Raw genomic sequence first — 15766 nt, 5'->3', positions numbered from 1 at the left:
TTCCAATGTCGTCAAGAATGGGGTCGTCAAGCATGGGCGGCTCCCGGGTTCGGCATTTCGGCCCACCCTATCACTTCTTATAGCTGGCACAGAATGCGGTTTAAGGTAAAAATTTAGCCGTGCCCAAATATTGAGCAAGCGAAATCTTCTGCCGGAGCGATCAATGTGGCGTGAAATACGGCCAGACGAGCGATTCGAGATCGATGTCGATGGCTATCGCGTCGTTGCCTATAGTTTCGGGACCGGCAGCGAGACAGTTTTCTGCCTGAACGGCGGGCCGGGTCTGCCCTGCGATTACCTGCGCGAGGCGCATTCCTGTCTCACCGACAAGGGCTATCGTGTCGTCGCCTTCGACCAACTCGGCACCGGCGCTTCCGACCGGCCGGACGATCTCTCGCTCTGGACGATCGGCCGTTATGTCGAGGAGACCGAGACGGTACGTAAAGCGCTGGGGCTCGGCAAGATCCATATGCTCGGCCATTCCTGGGGCGGCTGGCTGGCGATCGATTACGCCCTGACCTATCCCGAGAACCTCAAGACACTGATCCTCGAAGATACCGTCGCCGACATGCCGCATCTGATCTTGGAACTGGAACGGCTGCGCGCAGCGCTCGGCCCCGAAACGGTCTCGATGATGCAGAAGCACGAGGCGCAGGGCACCTACAATCATCCGGAATATCTCGCTGCCGTCACCATCCTCAACTATCGCCACGTCTGCCGTCTGCCGGAATGGCCGGCGCCGGTGCGCCGCTCGCTCGACGATTGGAACATGGCGCCCTATGAGACGATGCAGGGGCCGAACGAGTTCCTCTATATCGGCAACCTCAAGGACTGGAACCGCATCCCCGATTTGCCGCGGCTGACGCTGCCGGTGCTCATCACGACGGGAGAGCATGACGAGCTGACGCCGGCCTGTGCGCTCAGGATGAAGCTTGCGCTGCCGAATGCCGAGCTCAAGGTATTTGCCAATGCCAGCCATATGCCGTTCTATGAGAACCCGCAGGATTATTATCCGGCGCTTCTCGATTTTCTCGACCGGCACGAGGCAGGCTGATGCAAGAGGGAGCGGACCGAACCCGACGAAGACAAGGGGGCGATCGCCGTCATGCATCGCTATAAATTCGTTCTGACGCGACCGCTGCAGTTCCTGCCCGTCATCTTCGGTATCAGCGTCATCACTTTCATTCTGGTCCGGCTAATCCCCGGCGATCCGGCGCGCAATATCCTCGGGACGCGCGCGACGCCGGCAGCGCTTGCCAGCATTCGCGCCCAGTACGGCCTCGACCAGCCGATGTGGCTGCAATATGTCTATTTCCTCAAGAACCTCGCCAACGGCGAGATGGGCAAGTCGATCCTCTACAAGATCGACGTGCTGAAGCTGATCGTCACCCGTATCGAGCCGACACTCGCGCTCGTCGTCTCCAGCGTCGTGCTTTCGGTCCTGATCGCGGTGCCGATGGCCGCAATCGCCGCACGTAATGCCGGCCGGGCGCCGGATCATGCGGTGCGCATCGTCTCGACCTTCGGCATCGGTTTCCCCCCCTTCTGGCTGGGGCTGATGCTGATCATCCTCTTCAGCGTCGAACTCGGTGTGCTGCCGGTCTCGGGCTATGGTGCGACGATCGGCGAAAAGCTGTCGCATCTCGTGCTGCCGAGCCTGACGGTGGCGCTGTCACTTTCGACCGTGCTGACGCGCAGCCTGAGGGCGGCGATGATCGACCAGCTGAAATCGGATGTTGCGACGGCGGCGCGCGCCCGCGGCATGCCCGAAGGTATCGTCTTCTGGCGGCATGTACTGCCGAATTCGCTGGTGCCGACGATCAACCTGCTCGCCGTCAACATCGGCTGGCTGATCGGCGGTACGGTGGTGGTCGAGAGCGTCTTTGCGCTGCCCGGCATGGGGCAGCTGCTGGTCCGGGCGATATTCTCGCGTGACTACATGGTGGTCCAGGGCGTCGCCATGGTCTTTGCCTGCGCCACCGTGCTTATCAACTTCATCGCCGACATCGTCACCGTCGCAGTCGATCCGAGGGTGAAGCTATGAGCATCGAGGCGAGTGCCCCCGCATCTCTCGGCTGGCGCCGGTTCTTCGGCCGGCGGCTGATGCTTGCCGTCGGTGCCGGCTTGCTGCTGTTCTTCGTCCTGCTGGCGATCGGTGCGCCCATCATCGCGCCMTACGACCCGATCATGCAGAATGCCGAGGTGCGCCTGCAGGCGCCTTCGCTGTTGCACCCCTTCGGCACTGACAATTTCGGCCGCGAGGTTCTCTCCCGCGTTATCTGGGGCGCGCGCCTCGACCTGCAGATGGCGCTGATCGGCGTCATCTTCCCCTTCGTGATCGGCACGACAGTCGGCACGATCGCCGGCTTTTTCGGTGGGATCGTCGATGCGCTGTTCATGCGCCTCGTCGATATCATCCTCGCCTTCCCCTTCCTCGTGCTGATGCTGTCGATCATCGCGATCCTCGGCCCAGGCCTCGGCAGTTTCTATATCGCCATGGCGCTGGTCGGCTGGGTTTCCTATGCGCGGCTGATCCGGGCGCAGATGCTGGTGCTGAAGGGCAGCGACTATGCCGTTGCTGCCGTCAGCCTCGGCTTTAGCCGCCCACGCATCATGTTCCGCCACCTGCTGCCGAACGCGATCGCCGGCTCGATTGTCTTTTCGATGTCGGATGCGACGCTGGTGCTGCTCAGCGGCGCTGCTGTCAGCTATCTCGGCCTTGGCGTCCAGCCGCCGATCGCCGAATGGGGTGTCATGGTCGCGGAAGGACAGAGCTTCATCACCACCGCATGGTGGATCACGCTGTTTCCCGGCCTCTCCATCGTCTGCCTCGCCTTCGGTTTCAGCATGCTGGGCGACGCGCTCGGTGAACTGCTGGGGGTGCACGAATGAGCGGCTCCGTGCTGTCCGTCCGTGATCTCACAGTCAAGGCGCATGTCGATTTCGGCTCGCGCACGCTGCTCGATGCGGTCTCGCTCGACCTCGGCAAGGGCGAGATCCTCGGTCTCGTCGGTGAGAGCGGCTCGGGCAAGAGCCTGTTCTGCCGTTCCCTGGTGCGCCTGCTGCCCTCCTCGCTGCTGAAGATCGAAAGCGGTAGCGTGCTGCTCGAAGGGCGCGACCTCATGCGGGTCGACGATGGCGAGATGCTGAAAGTGCGCGGCGGCGAGATCGGCATGATCTTCCAGAACCCGACCAGCCATCTCGACCCGGTGATGCGGATCGGCGATCAGATCGCCGAGGGCATCCGCTATCACCAGGGCCTCAACACCCGGGAGGCCCGCGTCGCGGCGACGGAAATCCTGGCGCAAGTCGGCTTCCCCGATCCGAAGCGCCAGTACGATAGCTATCCGCACGAATTTTCCGGCGGCATGCGGCAGCGGGCGATGATCGGCGTGGCGCTGTCCTGCAATCCGAAGATCCTGATCGCCGACGAGCCGACGACGGCACTCGACGTGACCATTCAGGCGCAGATCCTGCGGCTGTTGATTGACATTCGCGACCGGCGCGGCCTGTCGATCATTCTGATCACCCACGATCTCGGTATCGTCGCCCAGACCTGCGACCGCATCGCCGTGCTGCGCGGCGGCAAACTGCTCGAAGAGGGGCCGAAGCGGACGATCCTGGCGCGGCCGCAGCATCCCTATACGATCAACCTGATCAACAGCCACCCATCCCTGCCGGGCGCGATATCAGCGCCGTTGCCCGAGCTTGCCCAAGCCAGCAACCCGGCGAGACCGTTGCTCGAAATCGATGATCTCCACGTGCGCTTCAGAGCGGGCGGCGCCCTGCTCAGGGGCGGTGCCAAGATGGTCAGCGCCGTTGCCGGCGTCAGCCTGCAGATCATGTCGGGCGAGACGGTCGGCATCGTCGGCGAATCCGGCAGCGGCAAGAGCACGCTTGCCCGCGCCGTGCTCGGCCTCACCCCACTTTCCTCAGGCCACGTCACTTTCGACGGCGTCGATCTGGCGCTGCAGAAAAGCGCGGGCCTGGCAAAGCTCAGGCGCGAGACGGCGATGGTCTTCCAAGACCCCTACAATGCGCTCAATCCGCGGCTGACGATCGGGCAGATGCTGGCCGAGGTGCTGAAGGTGCAGGGCAAGGTCGCCAGGGCCGATATCTCGGCGCGGATCGGCGAACTGCTCGATCTCGTCGGCCTCGAACGTGAATTCGCCGGCCGCAAACCGCGCAGCATGAGCGGCGGCCAGTGCCAGCGCGCCGGCATCGCCCGTGCCCTCGCCGTCGATCCGAAGATGATCATCGCCGACGAATGCGTGGCCGCCCTCGACGTCACCATCCAGGCGCAGATTATCGAACTCTTCCGCGAGCTCACGGCGAAGATGAATCTCACGCTGATCTTCRTCGCCCATGATCTCGCCATCGTGCGCAATCTCTGTGAACGAGTCGTCGTGATGTATCGCGGCGAGATCGTCGAGGAAGGTCGCTCCGAAGAGGTCTTCGCGCGGCCGAAACATCCCTATACGGCGGCGCTGATCGCCGCCATTCCCGACATCGATCCTGACAAGCGGCTGCTTCAAGACGCCGACGGCAAGGACGATCCGCATTCGATGCCGATCCAGCCCATCAAACGCATGCCATAACAACGAAGGGAACGAACTCATGACAAACAGGTGGAAATCAATCGGGCTTGCAGCCTTGCTCGCCGGCCTGACGCTCAGTGCAAGCTATGCGGAGGCCGCCGGTGTACTCACCATCGGCCGCCGCGAGGATTCGACGACATTCGATCCGATCAAGACTGCGCAGAACATCGACAACTGGGTGTTCTCCAACGTCTACGACGTGTTGATCCGCGTCGACAAGACAGGCACGAAACTGGAGCCGGGCCTTGCCGAAAGCTGGACCACCTCGGATGACGGGCTGACCTACACGTTCAAGATCCGCGACGCGAAATTTTCCGACGGTTCGCCGCTGACGGCGGAAGACGCGGCCTACAGCCTGCTGCGCATCCGCGATGACGCGGCCTCGCTCTGGAGCGATTCCTACAAGGTGATCGACACGGCGGTCGCGACTGACGCCCACACGCTGACGATCAAGCTCAAGAACCCGTCCGCGCCGTTCCTTTCGACGCTGGCGCTGCCGAATGCCTCCGTCATCTCCAAGAAGGGCATGGAATCGCTTGGTCCCGATGCCTATGGCGAAAAGCCGATCGCATCCGGCGCCTTCGTGGTCGAGGAATGGCGGCGCGGCGACCGCGTCATTCTCAAGAAGAACCCGAATTTCTGGCAGGCGGACCGGGTGAAGCTCGACGGCGTCGAGTGGATCTCGGTGCCTGACGACAATACCCGCATGCTGAACGTCCAGGCGGGTGAGCTGGATACGGCGATCTTCGTGCCCTTCTCCCGCGTCGAKGAGTTGAAGAAGGACCCGAACCTCAACGTCGATATCGACGCTTCGACCCGCGAGGACCATCTGCTGATCAACCATGCGCATGGCGCGCTCGGCAAGAAGGAAGTCCGCCAGGCGCTCGACCTGGCGATCGACAAGAAGGCGATCGTCGATACCGTCACCTTCGGCCAGGGCACGGTCGCCAACTCTTACATTCCGAAGGGCGCCCTCTATTATTATGCCGACAATCTGCAGCGGCCTTATGATCCCGCAAAGGCAAAGGAGCTGCTGGCAGCCGCCGGCGCCTCGGACCTGACGCTGAATTATCTGGTGCGCGCCGGCGACGAAGTCGACGAACAGACGGCTGTGCTCGTCCAGCAGCAGTTGCAGAAGGCCGGCATCACCGCCAATCTGCAGAAGGTCGACCCAAGCCAGGAATGGGACATGATCGTTGCCGGCGACTACGACGTCTCGGTCAATTACTGGACCAACGACATTCTCGATCCGGACCAGAAGACCACCTTCGTCCTCGGCCACGATTCCAACAACAACTACTCGACCAATTACAAGAGCGAGGCGGTGAAGGAACTGGTTGCCAAGGCGCGTCTCGAGCTCGATCCGAAGAAGCGCGAACAGATGTATGTCGATCTGCAGAAGATGGCCAAGGACGACGTCAACTGGATCGACCTCTATTACAGCCCCTATATCAACGTCTCACGCAAGAATATCGAGAACTTCTACCAGAACCCGCTCGGCCGGTTCTTCCTTGAAGATACGGTCAAGAACTGAGTTCTGACAGCATGCAGATGCTCCGCCGCCTCCAGGCGGCGGAGCATCATTTGTTGCTGAGACACGTGGCTGGGGCCGCTTGCTTACTCGGCGGCAGCGAGCTTGTCCTGCGTCCTGGTGTCGAAGTCGCTGGCGTCGTGGCGCTCGTGCAGCTGGCTCGAGGGCTCGCCGGAGAGGCGGTTGACCATCCGGCCGCGTTGCACGGCCGGCCTGCTGTAGATGCTGTCTGCCCAGCGCAGCACGTTCTTATACTCTTCCACCTGCAGAAACTCGGCTGCGCCGTAGGTCCAGCCCTTCACCAACCCGCCATACCAGGGCCAGACGGCAATATCGGCGATCGTATAATCGCTGCCTGCCAGATACTCGCTTTCGGCAAGGCGACGATCGAGCACGTCGAGCTGACGCTTCACTTCCATGGCGAAGCGGTCGATCGCATATTCGATCTTCGTCGGCGCATAGGCGTAGAAATGGCCGAAGCCGCCGCCGAGATAGGGGGCGCTTCCCATCTGCCAGAACAGCCATGACAGGCATTCGGCGCGGGCGGCCGGTTCAGTCGGCAGGAAGGCGCCGAACTTTTCAGCGAGATAGGTCAGGATGGCGCCGGATTCGAAGACACGGATCGGCTTTGGCCCGCTGCGGTCCATCAGCGCCGGTATCTTGGAATTGGGATTGACCGCGACGAAGCCGCTGCCGAACTGGTCGCCATCGCCGATCTTGATCAGCCAGGCGTCATACTCCGCACCTTCATGGCCAAGGGCCAGCAGCTCCTCGAGCATGATAGTGACCTTCTGGCCGTTCGGGGTGCCGAGCGAATAGAGCTGCAGCGGATGGCGGCCGACCGGAAGCTCCTTGTCATGCGTCGGCCCTGATATCGGGCGGTTGATACTGGCGAATTGGCCGCCATTCGCCTTGTTCCAGGTCCAGACCTTCGGGGGTGTATAATCGGGAGAACCGCTCATCTTTCAAACTCCTGGCATTGATCGGACAGAGCGCGACGCCGGTTGGGGCCGCCGCATTTTTCCTGACATAGCAGAGGCGATGAGGTTTTGTCAGAGGTGTCGGAGAAGGTTCACACAATCGTCAGAGTGTTGGAAAGCCCATGGCTCCATCTCTCATATTCGGTTGCCGCGACTATTGCTTGACCATTGCGATCAGTTTTCGGTTCCCGAGGAAGCGATGATCTCGTCCAGCTGTCCGACGAGCACGCGGCTGCCCCCCACGTCGCCAGCCATCCTGGCAAAGAGGTCCGCCATGCCGCGGAAGATGGTCGCCGCCGGATCATCGTCTCCAAGGAAATCGGCAATCTCCTGCATTTCGGCGACCCATCGATAGGCCTTCGGGTACATGTCGGGAATGGATCTCGACAGCTTGCGATCGACGTCCGGAAGGCTTTCGGAGAGTTCGGCTTTCAGGCTTTCGGCAGCACCCGAACGCGATGCGGCAAGCAGCATGGCGGTGCCGAGGCCGGTAAATCCCTTGTTGATGCCGGCATAACACATCTTCAGGGCCGAGGCGGCGCCGAGCGGTCCGTCGAGCCTGCGGATCCTGAGGCCGCAATCCTCGAGCAGCCGGCTCCGCTCCGCGGTATCGCCGCTGATATAGATGGTCGGACCTGATTTGCCGGGGACCGGCGGCCCGCCGATGATCGCACCGTCAAGCACTTCGACGCCGCTGCTTTCGAAGCGTGCCGCCAACGCCTGCATCGTTTTCGGCGCAATTGCGTTAAGGTCGACGAAGGGCGGCGGGGCCGGCATCCCCGACGATATGTCCGCGACGAGGTCGGCGACCTTGATCGCCTCCGATGGCGGAACGATCGACAGGATCAGCTCGGCCTTCGTCAGCTCCTGGCGGCCGACCGGCACCATGCCGGCTGCCTTTGCCCGCGCAATCGTCTGCTCGCTCCTGCCCTCGAGGTAAGTCAGCACCGTGGCGCCGTGGTCGATCAGCCGTTTGGCGACAGCACTTCCCATCGCACCCGATCCGATAATCGCAAAATTCGGCATATGAACCTCAATCAGTGACGACATCGGGTTAGAAATGCTGCTGATGGCCATGCCGTCAACTGCGACGATTCAGCCGGAGGTTCGTTCACAAGCAGCTGGCCGTTTCATGCGCGCTGCCGTTGCGGCGCTTTTTGTTGATATTCGTCAATGCCGGGATGGTCGACACCGGTATGATCGGTGTTATCATTCGCATTCGAGGATATGGATTTCAATGTATCGAACGATCATCTGCGGCATCGGCATGGGCTCCCGGGAAACGGCAAGCCGCCTTTTGCGTCGGGCTGCTGCGCTGGTGGATGAAGGCGGAAGCCTCGTCGTCATGCACGTCATCGAGAGTATCCCCCACCGTCACCTGACGGAGCTTCCCGAAGAATTCGAAACGACCGCGATCGTCGACGCCGAAAAGAAACTTGCATCGCTTTGTAAAGAGATGGGAGTTCCGGCAACCATCGAGGTTCGTATCGGCGTTGCCGCCTCCGTGCTCGTCTCCGTCGCAAGGCAGAAATCGGCCGATCTCATCCTGCTTTCATCCCATGTGACGGATATCACCGACTACGTCTTCTCCTCGATCGTCGACAAGGTCGTGCGCCACGCCGGGTGCTCGGTTCTCATCGACCGGCGACCCGATCCCGCGCATGAAGGCTTGGCGCCTCAAGTGGAAGACGCGGCGTTGTTTTAGTTCCGCTGCGGATTGATGAAGTCGATCAGAGCGACCGGCCTCCCCTCCCCGGCGGCGGCCCGACAACCTATATCATCCCCAAGCCAACCAGCAGTATTCGCTGCCTGACCGGAGATATGCATGAGCCAGGATCCATATGAGCTTCTGGGCGTAAAGCGGGATGCGACGCAAAAGGATATTCAAAGCGCGTTCCGCAAGCTCGCCAAGAAACTTCACCCCGACCTCAACCCCGGCGACAAAAAGGCCGAGGAACGGTTCAAGGAAATTTCAACCGCCTACGAGATCTTGAGCGACGAGGAAAAACGCGGACGCTTTGATCGCGGCGAGATCGATATAACAGGCGCCGAGCGGGCGCAGCGCAATTATTACCGCGACTATGCTTCAAAGAGCGGCCCTGGCGATCCCTATCACAACAGTGCCGGCTTTGCCGATTTCGGCGATGCCGACGATATCTTTGCCAACTTCTTTTCGCGCCGGGCGGGAGGCGGCCAGAACCATGGTCGTGGCCGGGACCGCCAGTTCTCCATGGAGGTCGATTTTCTCGAGGCCGCCAACGGCACCAGGACGGAAGTCAAGCTGCCGAATGGTCCGGCGCTTGACGTGCAGATCCCGCCGGGGACGCGCGACGGCCAGACCTTGCGGCTGCGCGGCAAGGGCGAGCCTGGCATCGGAGGCGGACCGGCGGGCGATGCCCTGATCGAAATCCGTGTCCGCCCGCACCGTTTCTTCACGCGAGACGGTGACGATATCCGCCTGGAACTGCCGATCTCCCTCAGCGAGGCCGTGCTCGGTGGCAAGGTTCGTGTGCCGACGCCGTCCGGAGCAGTCAATCTGACGCTGCCGCCTCATTCGAACAGCGGCAAGGTGTTGCGTCTCAAGGGCAAGGGTGTTGCAAAACGCGGCGGCGAACATGGTGACGTCTACATTTCGCTGAAGATTGTGCTGCCCGACGCCCCGGATGAACGGCTGACGGCCTTCATGAAGGAATGGGCAACAGCAAACTCCTACGATCCGAGAAAGAACATGGAGGCTTGATCATGGATGATCTCGAATTCCGTCTTTACTTGAAAATCGACATCGTCCAGCTTGACCTCTGGGTCGAAGAGGGTTGGCTGATCCCGGAGACGTCAGGCGGCCAACGGCAATTTCGCGACGCCGATGTCGCACGCGCCCGACTCATCCTGGACCTCATGGGAAACATGGGTGTCAACGAAGCCGGCGTCGATATCGTCATGGAGCTGGTCGACGAGTTGCACGGCCTGCGGGGAACGATGGGCAAGCTGATGACCGCCATCAGCAAGCAGGAGCGGGATGTTCAGCACCGGCTGTTCGAGAGCCTCGAGGAGATCGACCGGCTTTAGCCAAAACCAGCTTCTACGTGGTGAACCAATAGCGGACGATGTGGAAGAACAGCGGCGCTGCGAAGGTGATGGAATCCAAGCGGTCGAGCACGCCGCCATGGCCCTCGATCACATAGCCCCAGTCCTTGGCATTGAGATCGCGCTTGATGGCCGAGAGCACGAAGCCGCCGAAGAAGCCGGCGACGACGATGACCGTGCTGATGGCTGCGGCCTGCAGCGGTGAGAACGGCGTCAGGCGACAAAGCAACGTTCCCACAAGGATGGCCGAGGCGCCGCCTCCAACCAGCCCTTCGATCGTCTTCGACGGGCTGATATTCGGCGAGAAACGGTGCTTTCCGAGGAGCTTGCCCCAGACATACTGGAAGACGTCGCTGAGCTGCACGACCACGACCAGATAGACGAGAAGGAGCGCCGGCGGCGTGCCGGTCTCCAGCATGAGAAGTGCGGGAGCATGGCTGATCGAATAGACCGTCAGCATCAATCCCCATTGCACCCTGGCGCTGCGGGCGAGGAATTCGTTGACGTCACCCGTCAAGGTCGCCACCGCCGGCAGGATCAGGAAGGCATAGACCGGGATGAAGATCGCAAAGAGGCCGTACCACTCCGTTCCGAGCAGCACGTAATGCAGCGGCAAGACGACGAAGAAGGACAGGAAAAGCGCCAGATGATCGCCGCGCCGCGATGGTGTCAGGGTCCAGAATTCGCGAAGCGCCATAAAGGATAGGAATGCGAACAGGATGACTGTCGCCGTGTCGCCAAGCAGGATTGCGCCGCCGAACACTGCGACCATGATCCACCAGGAGCGGATACGGGCGTTGAGATTTTGGACGGTGGCGACGGAGCCGGGCTCGGTTGCGCGCCGCTGCAGAATGAAACCGACCGCGGAGGCGACGGCAAGCAGGCCGAGGATGGCGGCCAGTACGATGGAGAAAATGCTGGTCATGCAATGCGCCCCCCGTCCGCGAGCTCAATGACCGCGGCACGGGCGCGGGCCAGGAATTCGGTCTTTTCCTCGCCCGGTTCGACGCGGAGCGGCTTGCCGAAGCGCGCCGTGCAGGTGATCGGGACGATCAGCATGCTTCCCTTCGGCAGGATGCGCTGAAGATTATCGAGATGGATCGGCACGAGATCGACATCCGGAAAACGGCAGGCGAGGCGATAGATGCCGCTGCGGAACGGGGCGACCTCATCGGTGGCGCTTCTCGTTCCCTCAGGAAAAATCAGGATCGAACGGCCTTCCTCGAGCAGGCGCTCGAGAGGTTCCAGCGGATTGCTGTCGGGCAGAGGTTTGCGGTCTATCAGGACGGCGCGCAGGCACTTCTCCGCTATGAACCGGCGAAAGGCATTGGTTCCCCAATAATCTCGTGCGGCGACCGGATGGGTCAGCCGGCGCACAGGCCACGGCAGGGCAGCCATGACGGCGACGGTATCGACATGGCTGTTGTGATTGGCGAAATAGATGCGGCGGCGGGGATCGGGCGTGCAGCCTCGCCATTCGCTTCGGGCGCCGACCAGAATACGGACGAACAGCACGAGAAGGCGACGGACGAGCGCGATCATGGTCTCTCCAGCGAACGGGCAAGCGTTATCGTGCGTGTGATGCAGGTGATGAGGCTTCCGGCCGCGATGATCGCCGACGCGAGGATCAGCGACCAATTGCTGGCGGATATCAGCGTCTCGATACTCTGGGCAACGAGGCCCGCGGTCAGTACCGCCATGCGGCGCTGTTTGGCCATGATGCCGCTGAAGTCTTGGGGAAGACCGACCGCTCCTCCGAAGACCCTGATATAGGCGGTGAGTGCAGCAAGCAGCGCAGCTAACCAGCCGAGCCAGGCAAAGCCGCAGGCATAGCCGGCCGCGACAAGAAGCAGACTGTCGGCGATCCGATCGGGAAATTCATTATAGAGCGGTCCGCTCTTGGTTTTCTTGCCGCCTTCGATCGCGACCATCCCGTCGAGCAGATTACAGACTAGCCGCAACTGCACCGAGATCGCCGCACAGACCATCGCAATCGGATGTGATGTAAGCAGGATAAGCGCTGCGCCGATACCGGCAAATAGGATCGACAGTAGAGAAATGCCGTTCGGCGTGACGCCGGTGCGCGCCAGCCATGCGCTGGTGCCGATCGCCCAGGACGACGATCGGCTCGCGATCGGTCGCCGCGAAGCGTCCTCATCTTCCCCCATTTTCATTTTCCCCAACCCCTATCCTCCTTGCATATCCTGCCAATGTCGTCGCGCCAAGCCGCGACGACACACAGGTTCGGAAAATTTGGCTGCAAAACACAAGGCGCAACAGATTGAACAGCCTGATTTTTAAGCCCATTCGCTCCTTGACACATTTTTGGGCGCTACTATGATTTTTGAACCAAATGGTAAAAAAGGGGAACAATCAATGACCAAAGATATCCTGATTTCACGCCGGGCAGTGATCGCGTCCGGCATTGCGCTTGGGGTCAGCGGCTTTGCCCCGCTGGCAAGAGCCGCCGCGCCGCTGAAGGTTGCCGGCATTCATGCGTCGCCGGTTGAAAATGCGTGGAACTCCTGTCTGCACAAGGCGCTGCAGGACGCGGCCAAGGAAGGCGTCATCGAATATGTCTTCTCCGAAGGCGTCTCCGGCACCGATTATCCCCGCGCCATGCGTGAATATGCAGAACAGGGCAACAAGCTGATTATCGGCGAGGCCTATGCGGTGGAGAAAGAGGCCCGGCAGGTCGCGGCCGACTACACCGATACCGCTTTTGTCCTGGGTTCGAGCGGCGAGCAGGCCGGCGACAATTTCGGCGTCTTCGGTACCTGGAACCATGACGGCGCCTATCTTGCCGGCATGCTGGCGGGCAAGATGACCAAGTCGAATGTCGTCGGTTCGGTCGGCGCCATTCCGATCCCCGAGGTCAACATGCTGATCAATGCCTTCGCGGCCGGCGTCAAGGCGGTCAATCCGGACGCGAAGCACCTCGTCTCGTTCATCGGCACCTTCTTCGATCCGCCGAAGGCTCGCGAAGCCGGTCTTGCCCAGATCGACGCCGGCGCCGACATCCTGTTCGGCGAGCGCATCGGCACCGCCGATGCCGCCAAGGAGCGCGGCATCAAGTCGGTCGGCTCGCTGATCGACTATACGCCACGTTATCCGGATACGGTGTTTGCCAACGCCATGTGGTATTTCCGGCCGATCCTGGACGCTGCGATCGCCGATGTCGCTGCCGGAAAGCCGGTCGGCAGGAACTACACGTCCTATGGCCTGATGAAGGAAGGCGGCAGCGATATCGTCTTCGTCAAGGGCGTGGCACCCGCCGATGCGGAGGCTGCGATGGAAGCCAAGCGGGCTGAGATCAAGGCCGGCACCTTCGAAGTTCCGAAGATGATGGACGAGCCGAAGTAATTCGGCTCATGAAGGACGATGCGACGGATCTGGCGGCAGCGATCAGAAATGGYAATCTGAGCGCTGCAGAGGCGATGCAGGCTTCTCTTGCCGCAGCTCAGCGGCAGGAGCCGCTCGGCGCCATCGCCTATCTCGATGCCGCCATGGGTCTCGCCGCGGCCGACGGCCGCGACCGGGAAAATCGGAGCGAGCCCGAACGCTTTTCCAACAGGCCGTTTGCCGGCGTGCCGATCCTGGCGAAGGATCTTGGCGGCCCCTTCGCCGGGCTGCCGGTCACGGCCGGCTCCCGTCTCTTCGAAAGAAAAGGCGGCGAAACGGACTCCGATCTGGCTGACCGTTTCCGCGACGCCGGCTTCTGCCTGTTCGGCCTGACAACCAGCCCGGAATTCGGCCTTTCGCTTGCCAGCGAACCGGCAATCGGGCCGATCTGCCGCAATCCGCTTGATCCGGCCCGGACCGCGGGTGGTTCCTCCGGCGGTGCGGCGGCAGCGGTTGCCGCCGGGATCGTCGCGATTGCGCATGCCACCGATGCCGGCGGTTCGATCCGTGTGCCGGCTGCCTGCTGCGGCCTTGTTGGAATGAAGCCGACGCGCGGCGCCATCCCCGGCGGACCATCTTTCGGCAATCACCTCGCCGGCATTGCGAGCGAACTCGCGGTTTGCCGTTCGGTGCGAGATACGGCGCTGATTTTCGACGAACTGAGCGGCAATTCACGAGGCCCCTTTGCGGATCCCTCCCCTGTCGATATCGTTAACGGCCGTCTGCGGATCGGCCTGTTGATCGATACCGGAGCGGCCTATCCGACCGAGGGTGATCGGCTCGCAGCCGTCGAGGATGCGGCTCGTGCCCTCGAGAGTGACGGGCACGTTATCGTCCCGCTAAGCTGGGCCGAGTTCGAATCGAGCGTCGCCGCCAGCGGCCGCGCCTTCGCCGATATTGTCTCCGTCAACCTTGCGGCGCTCATGAAGGCTGCGGCGCTTGATGAAAGCCGGGCCGAGCCTCTGACGCAGGCTTTCGCGGCGCGCGGACGGGCGCTTTCGGTCACATCGCTCTGGAACACGCTGAACGAGGCCGTCCTGGTGAGCCATAAGCTCTGGGCGCTATTCGACAGGATCGATTGTATCCTCATGCCGATGCTTTCGTCTGCGCCTCTTGTGATCGGCTCCTTTCCGTCCGATCATGCCGATACGGATCTTCATCTCGAGCGGATGACGGCATTTGCGCCGCTTGCCTGCCTCGCCAATATTTCGGGTTTTCCTGCTTTGACTCTGCCTTTCGGACAGGATGAGCATGCCATGCCGCTGCCGGTGCAGATCATGGTGCCGATGGGTCACGAGCCGAGGCTCCTGTCGCTTGCCGCACGCCTGGAGGCCGAGGGGCGGTGGCAGCACCGTTTTCCCGTTGCAGGACTGACGTCATGACTGGGCCGGTGCTGGAGATTATCGGCGTCAGCAAGCGCTTCGGCGCCAATCTCGCCAATGACGATATTTCCATGACGCTTGGCGGGGGTGAGGTCGTCGCCCTGCTCGGCGAGAACGGCGCGGGCAAGACCACGCTGATGAGCATCCTTTTCGGTCATTACATGCCGGATGCCGGCCGAATCCTGATCGAGGGCACGGAGGTGCCGCCGGGCAAGCCGCGCGCAGCGATCCGTGCTGGCGTCGGCATGGTCCATCAGCATTTTTCGCTTGCGCCCAATCTGAGCGTTCTCGAAAATGTCATGACCGGCACGGAAAGACTCTGGTCCTGGCGCTCGGGGACGCCAGCGGCACGGACAAAGCTACTGGCAATTTCCGAGCGCTTCGGCCTCAAGGTCGATCCGGATGCCCGCCTTGGCGACCTGTCGGTCGGCGAGCAGCAGAGAGTCGAGATCCTCAAAGCGCTTTACAACGACGCCCGTATCCTGATCCTCGACGAGCCGACAGCAGTACTGACCAACATCGAAGCCGAGCGGCTGTTCACAACGCTGAAGGAAATGGCCCGCCAGGGCCTGTCGCTGATCTTCATCTCGCACAAGCTCGACGAGGTCATGGCAGCGGCCGACCGCATCGTGGTCTTACGCGGCGGCAAGATGGTCGCCGAACGCAAGGCGTCTGAAACCAGCAAGGCGGAACTCGCCGAACTGATGGTCGGGCGCCGTGTGACGCGGCCTGTGCGCGAGCCGTCGACACCCGGCGCCGTTGCCCTCGAAGCGGTCGATGTGACGGTGC

The 15766-nt window shown here is 61.8% G+C and carries 16 protein-coding genes; 11 read left to right on the top strand and 5 right to left on the bottom strand.

The window, feature by feature from the left end:
• The first annotated feature begins 163 nt into the window (after nucleotides 1-163).
• Genes AC1D1Z_RS27125 through AC1D1Z_RS27105 form a run of 5 tightly spaced genes read left to right on the top strand, consistent with a single transcriptional unit; the run spans nucleotide 164 to nucleotide 6132 of the window.
• Nucleotides 164-1054, top strand: a complete 891-nt coding sequence (locus AC1D1Z_RS27125; RefSeq protein ID WP_018449004.1) for a proline iminopeptidase-family hydrolase — start codon at nucleotides 164-166, stop codon at nucleotides 1052-1054.
• A 51-nt stretch (nucleotides 1055-1105) separates the two neighbouring features.
• On the top strand, nucleotides 1106-2044 hold the full coding sequence (locus AC1D1Z_RS27120; protein WP_018246941.1) for an ABC transporter permease: 939 nt from the start codon (nucleotides 1106-1108) through the stop codon (nucleotides 2042-2044).
• On the top strand, nucleotides 2041-2892 hold the full coding sequence (locus tag AC1D1Z_RS27115; RefSeq protein ID WP_477852138.1) for an ABC transporter permease: 852 nt from the start codon (nucleotides 2041-2043) through the stop codon (nucleotides 2890-2892). The genes AC1D1Z_RS27120 and AC1D1Z_RS27115 overlap by 4 nt, the downstream gene beginning before the upstream one ends.
• Nucleotides 2889-4598, top strand: a complete 1710-nt coding sequence (locus AC1D1Z_RS27110; protein ID WP_477852137.1) for a dipeptide ABC transporter ATP-binding protein — start codon at nucleotides 2889-2891, stop codon at nucleotides 4596-4598. Before AC1D1Z_RS27115 ends, AC1D1Z_RS27110 begins: the two co-directional genes overlap by 4 nt.
• A gap of 19 nt (nucleotides 4599-4617) precedes the next feature.
• Nucleotides 4618-6132, top strand: coding sequence for an ABC transporter substrate-binding protein (locus AC1D1Z_RS27105; protein ID WP_477852136.1), 1515 nt, complete (start codon nucleotides 4618-4620; stop codon nucleotides 6130-6132).
• Nucleotides 6133-6215: 83 nt separating this feature from the next.
• Here the strand turns inward: AC1D1Z_RS27105 and yghU are convergent, their stop codons facing one another.
• A complete protein-coding gene (gene yghU, locus AC1D1Z_RS27100; RefSeq protein ID WP_446946383.1) occupies nucleotides 6216-7091 on the bottom strand; it encodes a glutathione-dependent disulfide-bond oxidoreductase in 876 nt (291 codons plus the stop codon).
• Between the two features lie 192 nt (nucleotides 7092-7283).
• A complete protein-coding gene (locus AC1D1Z_RS27095) occupies nucleotides 7284-8186 on the bottom strand; it encodes an NAD(P)-dependent oxidoreductase (protein ID WP_131647190.1) in 903 nt (300 codons plus the stop codon).
• 160 nt (nucleotides 8187-8346) lie between these two features.
• On the opposite strand from AC1D1Z_RS27095, the gene AC1D1Z_RS27090 reads away from it, so the two are divergent.
• From AC1D1Z_RS27090 to AC1D1Z_RS27080, 3 genes are all read left to right on the top strand, one after another.
• Entirely contained in the window at nucleotides 8347-8814 is a 468-nt protein-coding gene (locus tag AC1D1Z_RS27090; protein WP_131647189.1) for a universal stress protein, read from the top strand.
• 120 nt (nucleotides 8815-8934) lie between these two features.
• Nucleotides 8935-9849 (top strand): DnaJ C-terminal domain-containing protein, encoded by a 915-nt coding sequence (locus AC1D1Z_RS27085; RefSeq protein WP_018448997.1) that lies wholly within the window; start codon nucleotides 8935-8937, stop codon nucleotides 9847-9849.
• A 2-nt stretch (nucleotides 9850-9851) separates the two neighbouring features.
• Nucleotides 9852-10175, top strand: coding sequence for a chaperone modulator CbpM (locus AC1D1Z_RS27080; protein WP_018246950.1), 324 nt, complete (start codon nucleotides 9852-9854; stop codon nucleotides 10173-10175).
• Nucleotides 10176-10188: 13 nt separating this feature from the next.
• Here AC1D1Z_RS27080 and AC1D1Z_RS27075 read toward each other — a convergent pair whose 3' ends face one another.
• Genes AC1D1Z_RS27075 through AC1D1Z_RS27065 form a run of 3 tightly spaced genes read right to left on the bottom strand, consistent with a single transcriptional unit; the run spans nucleotide 10189 to nucleotide 12361 of the window.
• Nucleotides 10189-11118, bottom strand: a complete 930-nt coding sequence (locus AC1D1Z_RS27075) for a phosphatidate cytidylyltransferase (protein WP_131647188.1) — start codon at nucleotides 11116-11118, stop codon at nucleotides 10189-10191.
• On the bottom strand, nucleotides 11115-11735 hold the full coding sequence (locus AC1D1Z_RS27070) for a lysophospholipid acyltransferase family protein (RefSeq protein WP_018246952.1): 621 nt from the start codon (nucleotides 11733-11735) through the stop codon (nucleotides 11115-11117). The genes AC1D1Z_RS27075 and AC1D1Z_RS27070 overlap by 4 nt, the downstream gene beginning before the upstream one ends.
• Nucleotides 11732-12361, bottom strand: coding sequence for a CDP-alcohol phosphatidyltransferase family protein (locus AC1D1Z_RS27065; RefSeq protein ID WP_026188816.1), 630 nt, complete (start codon nucleotides 12359-12361; stop codon nucleotides 11732-11734). Before AC1D1Z_RS27065 ends, AC1D1Z_RS27070 begins: the two co-directional genes overlap by 4 nt.
• Nucleotides 12362-12569: 208 nt before the next feature.
• Between AC1D1Z_RS27065 and AC1D1Z_RS27060 the strand changes: the two genes are divergently transcribed.
• From AC1D1Z_RS27060 to AC1D1Z_RS27050, 3 genes are all read left to right on the top strand, one after another.
• Nucleotides 12570-13556 (top strand): BMP family protein, encoded by a 987-nt coding sequence (locus AC1D1Z_RS27060; RefSeq protein ID WP_131647187.1) that lies wholly within the window; start codon nucleotides 12570-12572, stop codon nucleotides 13554-13556.
• Nucleotides 13557-13564: 8 nt separating this feature from the next.
• Nucleotides 13565-14977: an amidase gene (locus tag AC1D1Z_RS27055; RefSeq protein ID WP_131647186.1), complete on the top strand. Its 1413-nt coding sequence runs from the start codon at nucleotides 13565-13567 to the stop codon at nucleotides 14975-14977.
• A partial coding sequence (locus AC1D1Z_RS27050; protein WP_477852133.1) for an ATP-binding cassette domain-containing protein occupies nucleotides 14974-15766 on the top strand: 793 nt, incomplete at its 3' end. The genes AC1D1Z_RS27055 and AC1D1Z_RS27050, both read left to right, overlap by 4 nt.

The sequence above is a fragment of the Rhizobium sp. P1_E1 genome (assembly GCF_056406015.1).
Note: the sequence above shows the minus strand (reverse complement) of the source record. Positions and strands in the feature narration are given on the sequence as shown.